General features: G+C 44.0%; 14 protein-coding genes. 4 read left to right on the top strand and 10 right to left on the bottom strand.

Features of this window, described 5'->3' with window-relative positions; all coding sequences use genetic code 11:
* Positions 1-14: 14 nt before the first annotated feature.
* The 7 genes from rseP to rimO form a co-directional block, all read right to left on the bottom strand.
* Positions 15-1,370 (bottom strand): RIP metalloprotease RseP, encoded by a 1,356-nt coding sequence (gene rseP, locus E5Y90_RS05905; RefSeq protein ID WP_174659673.1) that lies wholly within the window; start codon positions 1,368-1,370, stop codon positions 15-17.
* Positions 1,371-1,373: 3 nt separating this feature from the next.
* Complete coding sequence (ispC, locus tag E5Y90_RS05900) at positions 1,374-2,570, bottom strand: 1-deoxy-D-xylulose-5-phosphate reductoisomerase (RefSeq protein WP_174659672.1); 1,197 nt, start codon at positions 2,568-2,570, stop codon at positions 1,374-1,376.
* Positions 2,571-3,395: a phosphatidate cytidylyltransferase gene (locus tag E5Y90_RS05895; RefSeq protein WP_151203811.1), complete on the bottom strand. Its 825-nt coding sequence runs from the start codon at positions 3,393-3,395 to the stop codon at positions 2,571-2,573.
* Positions 3,396-3,397: 2 nt separating this feature from the next.
* On the bottom strand, positions 3,398-4,150 hold the full coding sequence (uppS, locus tag E5Y90_RS05890) for a polyprenyl diphosphate synthase (RefSeq protein ID WP_151203813.1): 753 nt from the start codon (positions 4,148-4,150) through the stop codon (positions 3,398-3,400).
* 7 nt (positions 4,151-4,157) lie between these two features.
* Positions 4,158-4,712, bottom strand: coding sequence for a ribosome recycling factor (gene frr, locus E5Y90_RS05885; RefSeq protein ID WP_151203815.1), 555 nt, complete (start codon positions 4,710-4,712; stop codon positions 4,158-4,160).
* A 77-nt stretch (positions 4,713-4,789) separates the two neighbouring features.
* The gene (pyrH, locus tag E5Y90_RS05880) at positions 4,790-5,518 is read right to left on the bottom strand and encodes a UMP kinase (RefSeq protein ID WP_151203817.1); all 729 of its coding nucleotides are present in this window, start codon (positions 5,516-5,518) and stop codon (positions 4,790-4,792) included.
* 47 nt (positions 5,519-5,565) lie between these two features.
* Positions 5,566-6,909 carry a 30S ribosomal protein S12 methylthiotransferase RimO gene (gene rimO, locus E5Y90_RS05875; protein WP_151203819.1) on the bottom strand — a complete coding sequence of 448 codons (1,344 nt, stop codon included), beginning with the start codon at positions 6,907-6,909 and terminating at the stop codon, positions 5,566-5,568.
* 348 nt (positions 6,910-7,257) lie between these two features.
* Here rimO and glnL point away from each other — a divergent pair, with 348 nt between their 5' ends.
* On the top strand, positions 7,258-8,367 hold the full coding sequence (glnL, locus tag E5Y90_RS05870; RefSeq protein ID WP_174659671.1) for a nitrogen regulation protein NR(II): 1,110 nt from the start codon (positions 7,258-7,260) through the stop codon (positions 8,365-8,367).
* Positions 8,354-9,829 carry a nitrogen regulation protein NR(I) gene (gene glnG / locus E5Y90_RS05865; RefSeq protein WP_174659670.1) on the top strand — a complete coding sequence of 492 codons (1,476 nt, stop codon included), beginning with the start codon at positions 8,354-8,356 and terminating at the stop codon, positions 9,827-9,829. Before glnL ends, glnG begins: the two co-directional genes overlap by 14 nt.
* 376 nt (positions 9,830-10,205) lie before the next feature.
* On the opposite strand, the gene E5Y90_RS05860 is transcribed toward glnG, so the two are convergent.
* From E5Y90_RS05860 to mnmG, 3 genes are all read right to left on the bottom strand, one after another.
* Positions 10,206-10,532: a hypothetical protein gene (locus E5Y90_RS05860; RefSeq protein WP_174659669.1), complete on the bottom strand. Its 327-nt coding sequence runs from the start codon at positions 10,530-10,532 to the stop codon at positions 10,206-10,208.
* 205 nt (positions 10,533-10,737) lie between these two features.
* Complete coding sequence (gene mhpT / locus E5Y90_RS05855) at positions 10,738-11,949, bottom strand: 3-(3-hydroxy-phenyl)propionate transporter MhpT (RefSeq protein ID WP_174660569.1); 1,212 nt, start codon at positions 11,947-11,949, stop codon at positions 10,738-10,740.
* 310 nt (positions 11,950-12,259) lie between these two features.
* Positions 12,260-14,140 carry a tRNA uridine-5-carboxymethylaminomethyl(34) synthesis enzyme MnmG gene (mnmG, locus tag E5Y90_RS05850; RefSeq protein ID WP_174659668.1) on the bottom strand — a complete coding sequence of 627 codons (1,881 nt, stop codon included), beginning with the start codon at positions 14,138-14,140 and terminating at the stop codon, positions 12,260-12,262.
* A 252-nt stretch (positions 14,141-14,392) separates the two neighbouring features.
* On the opposite strand from mnmG, the gene E5Y90_RS05845 reads away from it, so the two are divergent.
* Entirely contained in the window at positions 14,393-14,794 is a 402-nt protein-coding gene (locus tag E5Y90_RS05845; RefSeq protein ID WP_174659667.1) for a hypothetical protein, read from the top strand.
* A gap of 146 nt (positions 14,795-14,940) precedes the next feature.
* Positions 14,941-15,828 (top strand): bile acid:sodium symporter family protein, encoded by an 888-nt coding sequence (locus E5Y90_RS05840; RefSeq protein WP_174659666.1) that lies wholly within the window; start codon positions 14,941-14,943, stop codon positions 15,826-15,828.
* Positions 15,829-15,904: the final 76 nt, after the last annotated feature.

Raw genomic sequence — 15,904 nt, 5'->3', positions numbered from 1 at the left:
TTTCATTTACGTTCTTATAAACGCATAAAGTCATTAAATAATGCCAGAAGCATCATACTGCCGAGCAGTACCATACCAATTTTAAATCCAACCAATTGTATTTGTTCAGAAACAGGTTTACCACGAATTAATTCAATAAAATAGTAAACCAGATGTCCTCCATCAAGCATTGGAATGGGCAATAAGTTTAATATTCCTAAACTTACACTCATTAGCGCCATAAAGGAAATAAAAGTTTCCCAACCCATTTCTGCACTTTGTCCGGCTACCTTGGCAATGGTAATTGGGCCAGAGAGGTTATCCAAACCGATCATTCCACGGATCATCTTCACAATCGAGTTTACGATCATGGAGGAAAGCTGCGCGGTTTTATCAAAAGCCATGACCAGTGCTTCGGCCGGGTTATAATGAATGGTCTGTTTATATTCTGCGGGAATGGTAATTTTACCCGGATCACCCTGTACGCCAAGCATACCAGTGACATTGCCCATATTGTCACGCTTTCCTTGCGGCATAACTTCAAGCTGTATCACCTGTTTATCCCGCAATACTTCTATCTTGAGCAGTTTTTCCGGAGAGGCCTGAACCACTTGCACCACATCGTACCAGTCTTTCATCGAGGTGCCATTAATGGCCAAGATACGGTCACCCTCCTGCATCCCTTGACGGATGGCTGCACCATCGGCGGTCAGCTTGGAGACCACTGCTGGAACTTGCGGGCGATAAGGCAAGAAGCCTAGCTCTTCTAAGGGAGATTGAGACTGATCTTTGAGAAAATTCTGAATAGGGAGCTGAAAGGTTTTAGTCTCACCTGACCGCTCAGCCTGAATACTGATATTGCCAGTTTCACCGACACGATCGACCAGCGCATAGCTGAGCTTTTCCCAGGTTTCGACCTTCGTTCCGTCTATCGCAACAATTTTATCCCCTTGCTGCATATGTACAGTAGCGGCAGGCGTATCGGGAATAATCTTGCCGACCCGGGTATTTAGCTGTTCCTGAGCAGGTAAAAACAATATCCAGAAGAGAACCACAGCCAGCACCAGATTGATTAAAGGACCAGCAGCCACAATCGCGATACGCTTCCAGGGATGCTGACGGTTAAAGGCTTTGGGTAAGTCTTCTTCCGCGACATTGCATTCACGTTCATCCAGCATCTTCACATACCCACCTAAAGGCAAAGCAGAGAGCTGATACTGGATACCTGATTTTTTGGAGGTCCATTTGATCAGAGTCGGGCCAAAACCAATCGAGTAAACCAACACTTTAACGCCCAGTTTACGTGCCACAATGTAGTGACCAAACTCGTGAATCGCAATTAAGGGACCGAGTAACAGGATTGCAGCGGCAATAATAAACAAGGCGTTCATCTCTTAACTTCCTTTATTCACCACAAATTGCTGTGACAAACCTCGTGCGGTCTGATCTGCCTGCAAAATAGTTTCCAGATCATATGCAGGCTGATTATCCATCTGGTTCAGGACACTTTCAACCACCTGAGGAATTTGGGTAAATCTAATCTCTTGATTCAAGAAGGCAGCCACAGCAATCTCATTGGCTGCATTTAAAATCGTCGGTGCAATTCCGCCGCTCTGCATAGCTTGGCGGGCCAGCTTTAATGCAGGAAAACGTTCCACATCCGGCTCCTGAAAATTCAGCTGTGAATGTATAAATAGATCTAATGGTGCGATATGGGTACTGATTCGCTCAGGCCATGCCAAAGCATGTGCAATTGGCGTTCCCATATCCGGATTGCCCATTTGTGCCAAAGTCGATCCATCTACATATTGCACCATGGAATGAATAATACTCTGTGGATGCACAACGACTGTAACAAATTGTTCTTCAACTGCAAATAAATGGCAGGCTTCGATCAATTCCAGCCCTTTATTCATTAAAGTCGCTGAATCTACCGAAATTTTTTGCCCCATGGACCAGTTAGGATGTTTACAGGCCTGCACAGGTGTCACCTGCTCAAGCTCTTCCAGACTATGATTTAAAAATGGGCCGCCTGAGGCGGTCAGTAGAATCTGCTGTACGCCGAGTTTCGGCTGGCCATTGCGCTCTGCCTCAAAGTAGTTTTGCGGCAGACACTGGAAAATGGCATTATGCTCAGAGTCTACAGGCAGCAATAAGGCACCATGCTGACGCGCAGCCTGCATCATGATATCACCGGACATCACCAAGGCTTCTTTATTGGCCAGTAGAACGCGTTTAGCTGCTTTTACTGCTGCCAATGTCGGCAACAAACCTGCTGCACCAACAATTGCCGCCATCACGATATCCACCTCAGGATGTTCGGCAACTGCAATTAAACCGGCCTCATCCTGCAAAATCTCGATATCAGACAATCCCTGCTGCTCAAGCAGATGGACAAGCTCATCTACCTTTTCAGAAGGCACCACAGCAACTTTGGGGTGATACTGCTGGCAGATTTCAGCCAGTTCAATCATACGACTTTGCGCTGTCACAGCGAAAACCGAGTAAGCTTCAGAGTGCTGCTGCAGAATCTTTAAAGTACTTTGACCAATGGAACCTGTAGCACCCAGTATACAAACAGCTTGTGACATTTATAAATTTACGCCAATAAGTTTTAAGATATAGATACCAGTTGCAAAAATTGGAGCTGCAGCCAGCAAAGAATCAATCCGGTCCAGCACACCGCCATGACCGGGCAGAATACGACCAGAATCCTTGATTCCGGCACGACGCTTGATCATGGATTCAAACAGATCACCCAAGACCGAACTAAAGACGGTTACGATAGATAAAATCAGAAATAGGCTGAGTTCGGCCCAAGTCATTTCCAGATATAAGGAAGCCACGGCGATTACGATCAGCATTGAAGTCACAATACCGCCATATAGCCCTTCGACAGACTTGTTCGGGCTGACATTCGGCGCAAGCTTTTTCTTGCCAAATTTACGCCCTACAAAATACGCCCCGCTATCTGCACCCCACACCAGCAGGAATAGGTACATCAACCACCAAGGTGAATTTTGCCAAACCGAGAAGATTGCCGTTACAGCTGCTGAAATTAAAATAATACCAAGACCTTGCAGACTGACATTGTACCAGCCGTCGTAATCAGGATAGGATTTCACCCAGTAGATGCTGAGCAGCCAGGTCATGATCGAAGCAGCCCATAATAATAAGGCAACATCCCAGTAATATAAGGCCAGTGCAGATAAGGCTGCGGTCATCAGACCATAACCCCATCCCACCGGCTTGATTACATTTTTAGATTTTCGCGGCATGAGCTTAAACCATTCATAGCCTGCAACCCCAGCAGCCACAACCATTAAGGCAAACATTGGATAATGTGATTTGGTAGCAAACATGCAGCTGATCACTACGGCTACCAACACCAATGCGGTTATAATCCGCTCAAACATGTTTAGTTCTCAAGTTTTTCCTGACAAATCTGTTCTGATGTTTTGCCGAAACGACGCTCACGCCCACCAAATACAGCCAGCGCATCATCAAATTCTTCTACAGTAAACTCAGGCCATAAAGTTTCAGTAAAATATAGCTCTGCATAAGCCGCCTGCCAGAGCAGGAAATTAGACAGACGGAAATCTCCACCTGTACGAATCAGCAAATCCACAGCAGGCAAATCACCTAAACAGACATATTGACCAAAGACATCAGCATCAATTGCATCAAGATTTAATTTATTTGTTAAAACATCTGCAGCAATCTGCTTCGCAGCGTGTGCCATATCCCACATACCGCCATAACTGATGGCAATGGTAAGTGTCATACTGTTGAAATTAGCAGTCCTTTGTTCAGCATGCAACATTAGTGATTGCAGTTCAGGAGATAAACGCGAGCGATCTCCTATAAAACGCAGTGCAATATTGAACTTTTCCATGCGAGGCAATTGCTCATGAATCGTATCTAGCAGCAGATTCATCAGCAATTCAACTTCATATTGAGGACGATTCCAGTTTTCGCTGGAAAATGCAAAGACAGTCAGCGCCTGAATATTTCTTTTTTTACAATGTTCTACAATCGGATCCAGAACCGTTTTTCCTTCACGGTGTCCATCACCTTTCTGCATCTGATTTTTTTTGGCAAAACGATTGTTGCCATCCATAATGATGGCAACATGTTTTGGAAGATGGGGGTTTTCTTCAGCAGTGGTCATTGATGAATTAAACCTTCATCAATTCAGCTTCTTTCGCAGCCAAGCGTTTATCTACTTCAGCAACAAATTTATCTGTAATTTTCTGGATGTCGTCAGATGCACGGCGCTCATCATCTTCAGAAATCTCTTTCTCTTTTAATAAGGCTTTAATATCACCCAATACATCACGGCGGATGTTGCGGATTGCAACTTTGGCATTTTCAGCTTCGTTACGTGCCACTTTTTGCATGTCGCGACGTGTTTCTTCGGTTAAAGCGGCCATAGGTACACGGATTGCATCTGCCGTAATCGGGTTCAGACCCAGGTCTGATTCACGAATCGCTTTATCAATTGCAGATACCATTGAACGCTCAAATGGCTGAACCAGTAAAGTACGCGAGTCTTCAACACCTACGTTAGCAACCTGATTTAATGGCACATCAGAGCCATAGTAAGGAACCATAACACCGTTTAAAATAGATGGATGTGCACGACCTGTACGAACTTTTGCAAAACCATTTTCCAATGAGTCAAGTGACTTGTTCATACGCTCTTCTGCGTCTTTTTTAAGATCGTTAATCATATGATCTTCCTTACTTAATTCTAAAGAGATAAATGCTAAATTAGCGGCTAGTATAAATGGCTTCAGGACTCACGTCATTAATTCGTGACGTGAGTGCCCTCATTTTCACCCATCACAACGGACAATAAAGCACCAGACTTGTTCATATCGAAGACTTGTAGCGGCACATTGTGATCACGGCATAGACAAATGGCGGTCAAATCCATCACACCCAGCTTTTCATCCAGTACCTGATCGAAGGTCAATGTATTGTATTTTACTGCATCTTCATACTTGCTTGGATCTTTATTATAAACACCATCAACTTTAGTGGCTTTAAGAATCAGATTCGCTTCAATTTCAATACCGCGTAAGCAAGCTGCTGTATCCGTAGTAAAGAATGGGTTTCCTGTACCGGCAACAAATACACACACTTCACCGCGTGTCAGGTGACGGATAGCATCACGGCTAGAATAAGATTCTACCACTGTCCCAATTGGTAAAGCTGACAGTAAGCGTGTTTTGATATTACGGCGCACCAAGGCATCACGCAGGGCCAGACCGTTCATTACAGTTGCCAGCATTCCCATTTGATCGCCTGTTACCCGACCGACTAGACCGTCTTTTTGTAGCTGGCTACCACGATACAGGTTACCACCACCGACCACGATACCGACTTGAACACCCAAACCAACCAAATGGGCAATCGATAAAGACATCTGATCCAGGATCTGGGCATCAATCCCCATGTCTTTATTCCCTGCCAGTGCTTCACCAGAAAGCTTTAACAGGATACGACCAAATCGAGGTTTTTTAGAATCCAACATCTTCCAACTCCAAAGTATTCAATTCAAAATATTTTTAATTCAAAATCTTAAGCAGACTTGATCGAAATCAGCTTGGCAAACAGGTCATATTCGTCTGCATCAGTAATTTCAACCTCGAGCACATCACCCGCCTTAATCCTGTTTTTATCAATATCTTCTACAAAGACATTGCCATCAATTTCAGGGGCGTCGGCATAAGAGCGTGCAACGGCAACCGGGAATTCATCTTCCAGGTCATCAACCAGCACAGTCATGGTCTGACCAATACGCTTTTGTAGTTTTGCCGCGGAAATTTCCTGCTGTACCTGCATGAAACGTTCATAACGCTCCTGCTTGATTTCTTCCGGCACATGATCCGGCAAATCATTGGCCGTTGCACCTTCAACCGGTGAATAGGTAAAGCAGCCTACACGGTCCAGCTGCGCTTCCTTGAGCCATTCCAGTAATATCTGGAAGTCTTCTTCAGTTTCACCCGGGAAACCGACCACAAAGGTAGAACGAATCACCAGCTCCGGACATTTTTCACGCCAGAGTTTTAAGCGCTCCAGTGTGTTTTCACTGTGCGCCGGACGTTTCATCAGCTTTAAGATACGCGGGCTGGCATGCTGGAATGGAATATCCAGATAAGGCAGAATTTTACCTTGAGCCATCAGATCAATGACTGCATCGACGTGCGGATAAGGATAGACATAGTGCAGACGCACCCAGATGCCAAGCTGACCTAAAGCTTCGCACATGTCATAGAATTTGGTTTTAACCGGCTGACCGTTCCAGAAATCCAGCTTATATTTGGTATCGACGCCATAAGCCGAAGTATCTTGAGAAATCACGAGTACTTCTTTAACACCGGCACGTTTGAGTGCTGCTGCTTCTTCAAGTACGGAACCGACAGGACGGGAGACCAGATCACCACGCATGCTCGGAATAATACAGAAGGTACAACGATGGTTACACCCTTCCGATATTTTTAAATATGCATAATGTTTAGGAGTTAAGCGGATACCCTGCTCAGGCACCAGATCAATAAATGGATTGTGTTTTGGTGGTTCAGGCACATATTGATGAACCGCATCCATTACTTCTTCATAGGCTGCTGCACCTGTCACTTTCAGGACATTCGGATGCATTTGACGAATTTTGTCTTCGTCTTTACCCAGACAACCTGTTACGATGACACGACCATTCGCGTTCATCGCCTCACCGATTGCATCTAAAGACTCTTGTACTGCAGATTCAATAAAACCACAAGTATTTACAACAACTAAATCAGCACCGTCATAATCCGATGCGACATCATAACCTTCAGTCTTTAACTGAGTTAAAATTCGTTCGGAATCTACCAATGCCTTAGGACAACCTAAAGAAACAAAACCGACTTTGGGGGATTTCATGAATCTGCGCTCCACTAGAATGCGCGTATTGTATGACTTTTCTAATCATAAAAATAGTTGAAAAGCTGACTCTTTGCATCACGCACCAAAATAACGCTATAAAATAACCAACACAAATAACAATGCACCAAAATGAATCATTTTTAGTTTACAGGCTGAATTTAATCCGTTATACCTGGATTTATTGATGTGCTTATCGCGTATTTCGTGCATTTTCAGCCGGATTTTATAGAGTTGTAAAGTTGGCGTACATCTTGCTTAATCCGCCTAACTCTTGAACTTTTAAATTTTTTATTGGGCTTTATGAAGATGCCATTGCGCCATTTTAAAACAGGGAAACGACTGCTAATGGATCAGCCTAATTCGATTGACTATCGTGTTTTGGTGGACAATATGACCACCGCTATTTTGCTGGTAGACCGTGATCTAAATATCTTTTATCTCAACTCGGCCTGCGAAGCCTTATTTGATATCAGTTTATTACGCGCATACGGCACACCAGTCATGAATATCCTGCATGTACCCACCGATGAGTTTAATACTGAAGAAGCACTGCTCAATACCTTGAGAACAGCTCAACCTTATACACGCCGTGAAGCCACGCTAAATGTCAACTTTAAAGACATTCATGTGGACTATATGGTGTCACTCTTAAATGCTGGCAAGGACTATCACCCACTTCTGCTGATTGAGCTAAATCAGCGTGACCGTATGCTGAAAATCTCCCGTGAAGAAAACTTTAGTCAGCAGCATCAGGTTGCCCGCCTGCTCATTCGTGGAGTCGCCCATGAAATCAAAAATCCGCTGGGAGGGATTCGTGGTGCGACCCAGCTCTTGGCACGCAGCCTGAATGATCCGCAATATAAAGAATTTACTGACATTATTATCAGTGAGGTGGATCGGCTTAGAAATCTGGCCGATACCATGCTCGGTTCACGCCAGTTGCCGAGTTATCAAATGGTGAATGTACATGAACCACTTGAACGCGTCCGCGCGCTGATCGTAAACCAGACCAAGAAAAAAATTAAGATCATTCGTGATTATGACCTTTCTTTGCCTGAAGTTCTGGCAGACCGTGATCAATTGATTCAGGTCATGCTGAATATCTGTGCCAACGCCATTCAAGCCATAACGGAAAATAAAGATTTTTTTATCGAGCATCAGCCTGAGCTGATTTTAAGAACCCGGATTCAGCGCCTGATCACGATTAACGGTACGCTACACCGTTCGGTGATCCGTATTGATATTGAAGATAATGGCCCTGGTGTTCCAGAAGATATTCTGGAATCGATCTTTTATCCGCTCGTTACCAGCCGTGCCAAAGGCACCGGACTTGGCCTCAGTATTGCTCAAAATATTATCCATCAGCACAACGGCATCATTGCCTGTCATTCCACACCCGGAAAAACCATATTTAGCTTATATTTACCTTGGGAGTCAGACCATGCCACACAATAAAATATGGATCATTGATGATGATCGGACCATGCGCTGGGTGCTGGAAAAAACCTTCAAGGAAGAAGGTTTTGATGTCACCAGCTTTGAAGAGGCACAATCGGCTCTCGACCAGTTAAATAGTAATGCGCCCGACGTAATTTTAACCGATATCCGCATGCCCGGTATTGATGGCCTGACTTTTTTAAGCAAAGTCAAACATAAGTATCCTGACCTGCCTGTCATTATTATGACGGCGCACTCGGATCTGGAATCGGCAGTATCCAGTTATCAGACTGGCGCTTTTGAATATCTGCCAAAACCGTTTGATATTGATGAAGCACTAGCTTTGGTCAATCGTGCAATTTTACATCTAAGTAAATTACAGCAGCAGGAATCTGCCAGAACAGCACCAGCTATTCAATCTACAGAAATTATTGGCGAATCACCGGCGATGCAGGAGGTCTTCCGTGCCATTGGCCGTTTATCCCAGTCGCATATTACGGTATTAATTAATGGTGAATCCGGTACCGGTAAAGAACTGGTCGCTCATGCCCTGCATCGTCATTCGCCGCGCAGTAACAAACCCTTCATTGCCCTGAATATGGCCGCGATTCCCAAAGACTTGATTGAAACCGAATTGTTTGGTCACGAAAAGGGAGCTTTTACCGGGGCAAATACACAACGTCAAGGCCGTTTTGAACAGGCCAATGGGGGTACCTTATTTTTAGATGAAATTGGCGATATGCCTTTTGAGACTCAGACCCGTCTACTGCGTGTTCTGGCCGATGGCGAGTTTTACCGTGTCGGTGGTCATATTCCGGTTAAAGTCGATGTGCGTATTGTCGCAGCCACCCATCAGGATCTGGAAAAACTGGTACAGGATGGACGTTTCCGCGAAGACTTATATCATCGCCTGAATGTCATTCGAATTCATATTCCGAAACTGGCTCATCGCAGTGAAGATATTCCAATGCTGGCACAGCACTTTTTGGCACTTGCCGGCAAAGAGTTAGGCGTTAACCCTAAAATCTTGCGCCCAGAGACTCAGGAATATATGCAAAAGCTACCCTGGCAAGGGAACGTGCGTCAACTGGAAAACACCTGTCGCTGGCTCACCGTCATGATTACCGGTCGTGAGATCTATCCTCAAGACCTGCCACCAGAGTTAAAACAGATTCCCATCCAGCAGCAGGATGCAAGCGCTCTAATTCCGAATCCAAGTCAGATTGCAGCTCCTCAATGGGATGAATTACTCGGTCAGTGGGCTATTCAAAAACTCAAAAATGGCGAAATGAAATTACTCGATGTTGCCACCCCGATGTTTGAACGCACTCTGATTAATGCAGCCCTGCAACAAACCCGTGGCCGTAAACGTCATGCCGCAGAACTGCTAGGCTGGGGACGCAACACTCTCACCCGCAAACTTAAAGAACTTGGAATGGACAGTGCCGATGACGATGTTGAAGAAGAAGCTGAAACCTAGTTATTCAGGTGTGTATTTCATCAATGGATTGCGCTGCAAGTTAAAACTGGGCAGATGAGGCATAAAAGAAAGGAAATAGCGAGATTCTTGTCAAGTTTTATAACGAAATCCAAGAGAATGTTAGCTCTATAAGCAAGAACAAAGCATCGCTGTGTTCACTGTGCAAGAAGACGAATATGTTTTTTGTTATCTCGTTATGAGTCATTCATTTAGAATGACTAAACTTCTTGTCTCCTGCGTTATATGAACTAAAAAAATCTTGCGAGATAGATCTCTAGTGTCGCAAGCATAGACGAAATATCAATAGACCCTAGACTCAGTCCTAAAAAAGCGCCAACTAATTGGGCGCTTTTTTATTAATCTGATTTTTAAAGGATCAGGGAGCAATACCGATATAGCGGGAATATCCCTGTATCCCCAAATCTGATTTTAAAATCAGATAGTCTGGATAACGACTTACACTAATCTCGGCAAACATATTGACCAGATCATCATTGGCGTGCAGATCATCCACCGAACGCAGCATGGTCTGTTCAAATTCATCGGTAATATATTCAAAACCAATATCCATGGCGATAAATAAGGTATGTTCGCAAGGCTGGATATACTGCTCTTCTTGCCAGTTAATAATTTTTTGCTGACAATGTGGACAGGCAATATTATCAGTCGCTGCAATATCCAGCTGAATTAATTGATAGCTCATCTTTCATATTCAAATCTTATCTGAGCCTATCTTAGCAAAAAATAGTAGCCGAATAACAACCCGATACTATTTCCATCAAAGCAGTCCTAGTCTAATGGCGATCAGTAAATGGCACTCAAACTCCAAACATAAAAAATGCCAGTCAGTGCTTCAATGACTGGCATGAGATGATTAGCCTTCTTTTTTCAGAAAAAACCGTCTTAAATCAGGATTTATCTTGTATCTTATAGCGAGACAGCGCGGTTACAGCCACAGCAGAAATCACGACTGCTGGCAAACTTGCCCACAAAATACCGGTTGCCCCTAAACCTAAAGCCAAGATCTTGCCGGACAGCAATGGCCCAGTCATCGCACCCAAACGTCCAAGCGAGATTGCAGTACCCACCCCTGTGACCTTACCTGAACCGGTATAAAATATCGGGGAAATACCATACAGAATTGATTGTCCACCGGTTGAGAAAATCCCACCCATCAGTCCTGCCAAGATCAGCAATGGAATCACCTGACTGCTAAAGAGCAGGACCAATGCAATCGCCAGACCAACATAAATGATCATCGCGACTTGCCACAGCTTTAAGCGATCTAGCAAATAACCCAGACCCAAGGTACCAATCACCGCTCCCACCTGAAAGATCAGCATGATACTAAAAGCTTCCTGCTTGGATAAACCTTGTTCCATCAACAAGTTCGGTAACCAGCTAATCAGAATATAGTTAATCATCAAGGTAAAGAAAAAGCCAAACCATAGCGGTACGGTACGTTTATAGCGCTGCTCTTTAAAAAGTACATCTGTCATAGCCGGTACAGCAACATCCTGCGGCCTGGCTTGCTCGAACTGAACCGTACGTGGTTTATCCTTCAGAATAAAAGCCATAAATGGAAGCAGGAGCAAAGGTGTCAAGCCGCCAATCAGAAACAGGGTTTGCCAGCTGATGTCCTGAAAGCAGATAGCCAGACCCGCTACAAAAATCGCTCCTACAGGCAAACCGCAGTACATTAGACTATTTAACTTGCCACGGTTGGCTTCTGTCGCTTCATCTCCCACTACCGAAATCATGGTGGGCATCGCCGCACCTAAACCCAGTCCGGTTAGGAACCGTGCTACATATAAAATCTCAACACTCGGCGCAATCGCGGTAAGTGCAAAGAATATTCCAAAAATTGCCACAGATAACATCAAGACACGTTTTTGTCCCAGATAGTCGGCAATACGGCCACCAAAAAAAGCCCCGAAGAGCATGCCGAAAACACCCAGACTGAACACATAGCCCATTTGCACCTGACCCAATACAAATGTTTCTGCAATTCCTTTTGCAGCAATTCCAGGTGCCTGCAAGTCAAAGCCTTCAAAAAATGCGACCCAAAAACACAAAAAAATCACCAGGAGTTTTTGTGTTTTCTCCTTTGGCGCCAACATCATGATTGATCTCCTTCAATAAAAGGCTCTGTCTATATTTAGCCTACTATTGAATTGTTCAGCGAATCGAGCTAAATAAACACCACTACAATAGTAGGATTTATGCTCGAGTCCTGAGCTTATTTAAGAAGAATAAGATCTAAAATCAATAACAACAGGAGAAACACCAAATAAGCAAAAATATTAAATTTATACTTATCAATAATTTATAAAATTAGTAACTTATAACTATAGAATCATCATTTTAAATGATCATCTTCCCGATTCAATAAAAAAGCCCGCATTTAGCGGGCCTTTTTAATTCAAACGATTAAGCAGACTTCTTGGTTTGGGCATTCTTACGAATCGTAATCATCACCAACTGCACTGCTGCAGGTGTCACTCCCGGAATACGGCTCGCCTGACCCAACGTTTCAGGACCCACATCCTTCAGTTTCAGAGTAATTTCATGGGAAAGGCCCGAGACGGCATCATAATCAAAGTCTGCAGGAATTCTGGTTTCCTCAAGACGCTTCATTTGTGCCACATCTTGATGCTGACGGTTGATATAACCTGCGTATTTCACCGCAATCTCGATCTGATCACCAACCTGCTGTGATACTTCAGAGCCAGTAAGTTCTGCGATTTGTGCAAAAGTAATATTCGGACGTTTCAGCAGATCAATCGCAGAACATTCTTTGGAAAGATCTGCACCTGTCATCTCTACGAATTTTTTACCCATCGGGTTATTTGGGGCTGCCCATAGATCTTGCAAACGCCCTGTTTCACTCTCGACAGCTTCCATTTTTTCACAATACGCTGCCCAGCGCTCATCATCTACCAGACCAAGTTCACGGCCAATTGGCGTTAAGCGCTGATCCGCATTGTCTTCGCGCAGCATCAAACGGTACTCTGCACGTGAAGTGAACATACGATACGGTTCTTTGGTTCCCAAAGTAATCAGATCATCCACCAGGACTCCCATATACGCTTCATCACGTTTCGGGGTCCACTGCTCCTGGTCCCAGGCACGACGTGCAGCGTTCAAGCCTGCAAGCAGACCTTGGGCCCCCGCTTCTTCATAACCGGTAGTACCGTTAATTTGACCAGCAAAATACAGGTTATTGATCGCTTTGGTTTCAAGCGTAAACTTCAAGGCTTGCGGATTAAAATAATCATATTCAATTGCATAACCTGGACGAAGAATATGCGCATTCTCCATACCACGGATTGAACGCACCAACTCAAACTGAACATCAAATGGCAATGACGTTGAAATACCGTTTGGATAAAGCTCGTGTGTATCTAGTCCTTCTGGTTCCAGAAACACCTGATGCGAATCTTTGTCCGCAAAGCGGTGAATCTTATCTTCAATAGAAGGACAGTAACGTGGACCAACTCCCTCGATCACACCGGTATACATCGGAGAGCGGTCTAAACCACCACGGATAATCTCATGGGTTCTTTCATTTGTATGCGTAATCCAGCAATTTACCTGTTCAGGATGCATTGAAGCATCTCCCATGAACGACATGGTCGGTGACGGGAAATCGCCCGGCTGTGCTGTCATGACTGAGAAGTCAACTGAGCGCGCATCAATACGTGGTGGGGTTCCGGTCTTTAAGCGCCCTACAGGAAGTTGCAGCTCACGTAAACGATGTGCAAGAGAAATAGAAGGCGGATCACCCGCACGGCCACCACTCGACTTTTCCAGACCGACATGGATGATGCCACCCAGGAATGTACCCGCAGTCAGCACCACAGTTTTGGCATCAAAGCGAATGCCCATTTGAGTCACGACGCCTTTGACAGTATCGCCTTCAACAATCAGGTCATCTGCAGCTTGCTGGAAAATATCCAAATTCGCCTGGTTTTCCAAAGTCTCACGAATTGCAGCCTTGTAGCGTACACGATCCGCTTGCGCACGTGTGGCACGTACTGCTGCACCTTTACGTGAGTTTAAAATACGAAATTGAATACCACCCTTATCAGCAGCCAGCGCCATTGCTCCGCCCAAGGCATCAACTTCACGCACCAGATGCGACTTACCAATACCACCGATTGCCGGATTACAGCTCATCTGCCCTAAAGTCTCAATATTATGAGTCAAGAGTAAAGTCTGTCGCCCCATACGCGCCGCAGCCAGGGCCGCTTCCGTACCTGCGTGACCGCCACCGATAACAATGACATCGTAAACTTTAGGATAATGCATAGTGGTATATTGAGAGATAAAAAAGGATAGCTGAGTATTATAGCAAAATTCAGCCTAAATTTGACAGAACCCCTGTAATTTATCTCCACACCATACTTTTTCAGTCCTGCTGAGTATTGCAATGTAATCTTAACTTGCAGACTTTATATATAAATTAAACATTTAAGCTTAAAAAATTACTTGATTAACATTGCTTAATTTTGAGTATTTTTTAATCTATTTATGTTGACATTACAACCAAAGGTATAAAAGATGAATAAGAATTTGTTTCTATCCGCTGCCCTCTGTAGTCTATGTCTCACCCCGTTTGTGACTTCAGCAAATGATAAGGTCGAGAAAGTTTATAATGCACAAAAATACCAACAGGTTTGTAAAGGCAAATCACAAGGTGCACCAGTCAGCTTTGCTTACCGCGGTATTATCTGGAATGGTACCTGTGAGCCACAATTTTTCCCATCTTCAGGCACCAGTTCTTTAAGAGGCGATGAACCGGAACTATATAATGCTTGTAGTACAGGCAATGTAACCTCAGTCACCATTAACGGTACTGAAATGCGTGGCAAATGTGCCTTAGGTTTTACCGTTCCTCATCCTCAGAACAATATGATGCAACAAAATCAAACGATGCCTGCAACCACTCAGAGAGGGATGTAAGCTGCCCGAGTAACAGCTTAATTTAAATTCAACTCAAACGGGCAAACTGACTAGGTTTTGTCCGTTTTTTATTTTTTTGTTGCTTATTTGTATAGCTAAGATAAACTTCAAAACACTTAAAAAATGAATAATAAGAAGGAAACTTCATGGACTCGGGGTTTTTTAGTTTATTTTTGCCAATCACTCTGGCAATTATGATGATGGGGCTGGGACTGGAACTGACCTTCAAAGACTTTCTCAAGGTACTTCGCTATCCAAAAGTAATTTTTATTGCCTTGTTTTCTCAACTGGTGATTTTGACCAGCCTGGCATTTCTGATTTGTCTGGTTTTAAACTTGCCTCCTCTGCTGGCAGTCGGGTTGATGCTCCTGTCAGCGTCCCCTGGCGGCCCTACAGCGAATTTGTTCAGTTATTTATATAAGGGGGATGTTGCACTTAATATCACTTTAACTGCTTTCAATACTGTTATTTCCCTCTTTACCTTACCCTTTATTATTAATCTGTCATTGCATTATTTTCTTGCTGATCAAAGCAGCGTCAACTTACCGCCTGAAAAAATTATGCAGGTTTTTCTGATTACAATTATTCCGGTCATGATCGGCATGCTGGTACGGGCCAAGCTCCCTCAACTGTCGATCAGTGCGCACCACACGATGCGCCTGCTCTCTGTGAGTTTTTTATGCATTTTATTTACCTTTGCCATTTTTAGGGAACGTTTCAATCTGGTTGAATATTTTGCCAGCGTCGGTACCGCGACAGTATTACTCTGTTTTTCCAGCCTGTTTATCGGTTATTGCCTTCCCTTAATGATGAAGATTCCGGAAAGAATGGTGCGGGCCTGCACTTTTGAAATCGGCATTCATAACACGGCCATTGCCATGACCATTGCTATTTCGGTTTTAGACAATGTCACGATTGCTATCCCGGCTGGAATTTACAGTATTGTAATGTATGTTTTTGCCACGTTTTTTGGCTGGATGATCAGCCGTCAAAAAGTAAATTATAGACCTAACCGTCACTTACCCAATTTGTAATTTTCTTGGCATGACCAGATTTAAGCTGTATGCTTTTTCCAAAGTAAATCAAAACGATTAGAATAATTTTACCAAG

This window comes from Acinetobacter sp. 10FS3-1 (assembly GCF_013343215.1).
Lineage (GTDB): Bacteria > Pseudomonadota > Gammaproteobacteria > Pseudomonadales > Moraxellaceae > Acinetobacter > Acinetobacter lwoffii_C.
The sequence above is the reverse complement of the archived record's forward strand: the minus strand, read 5'-3'. Positions and strand labels throughout refer to the sequence as shown.

Bases quoted from the DNA above. Each gene is read 5' to 3' on its own strand.
- glnL (WP_174659671.1), top strand. From the start codon at position 7,258: ATGGATCAGCCTAATTCGATTGACTATCGTGTTTTGGTGGACAATATG.
- mnmG (WP_174659668.1), bottom strand. From the start codon at position 14,140: ATGCATTATCCTAAAGTTTACGATGTCATTGTTATCGGTGGCGGTCAC.
- pyrH (WP_151203817.1), bottom strand. From the start codon at position 5,518: ATGTTGGATTCTAAAAAACCTCGATTTGGTCGTATCCTGTTAAAGCTT.
- frr (WP_151203815.1), bottom strand. From the start codon at position 4,712: ATGATTAACGATCTTAAAAAAGACGCAGAAGAGCGTATGAACAAGTCA.
- mhpT (WP_174660569.1), bottom strand. From the start codon at position 11,949: ATGTTGGCGCCAAAGGAGAAAACACAAAAACTCCTGGTGATTTTTTTG.
- glnG (WP_174659670.1), top strand. From the start codon at position 8,354: ATGCCACACAATAAAATATGGATCATTGATGATGATCGGACCATGCGC.
- ispC (WP_174659672.1), bottom strand. From the start codon at position 2,570: ATGTCACAAGCTGTTTGTATACTGGGTGCTACAGGTTCCATTGGTCAA.
- rimO (WP_151203819.1), bottom strand. From the start codon at position 6,909: ATGAAATCCCCCAAAGTCGGTTTTGTTTCTTTAGGTTGTCCTAAGGCA.
- E5Y90_RS05845 (WP_174659667.1), top strand. From the start codon at position 14,393: ATGAATAAGAATTTGTTTCTATCCGCTGCCCTCTGTAGTCTATGTCTC.
- E5Y90_RS05860 (WP_174659669.1), bottom strand. From the start codon at position 10,532: ATGAGCTATCAATTAATTCAGCTGGATATTGCAGCGACTGATAATATT.
- rseP (WP_174659673.1), bottom strand. From the start codon at position 1,370: ATGAACGCCTTGTTTATTATTGCCGCTGCAATCCTGTTACTCGGTCCC.
- uppS (WP_151203813.1), bottom strand. From the start codon at position 4,150: ATGACCACTGCTGAAGAAAACCCCCATCTTCCAAAACATGTTGCCATC.
- E5Y90_RS05895 (WP_151203811.1), bottom strand. From the start codon at position 3,395: ATGTTTGAGCGGATTATAACCGCATTGGTGTTGGTAGCCGTAGTGATC.
- E5Y90_RS05840 (WP_174659666.1), top strand. From the start codon at position 14,941: ATGGACTCGGGGTTTTTTAGTTTATTTTTGCCAATCACTCTGGCAATT.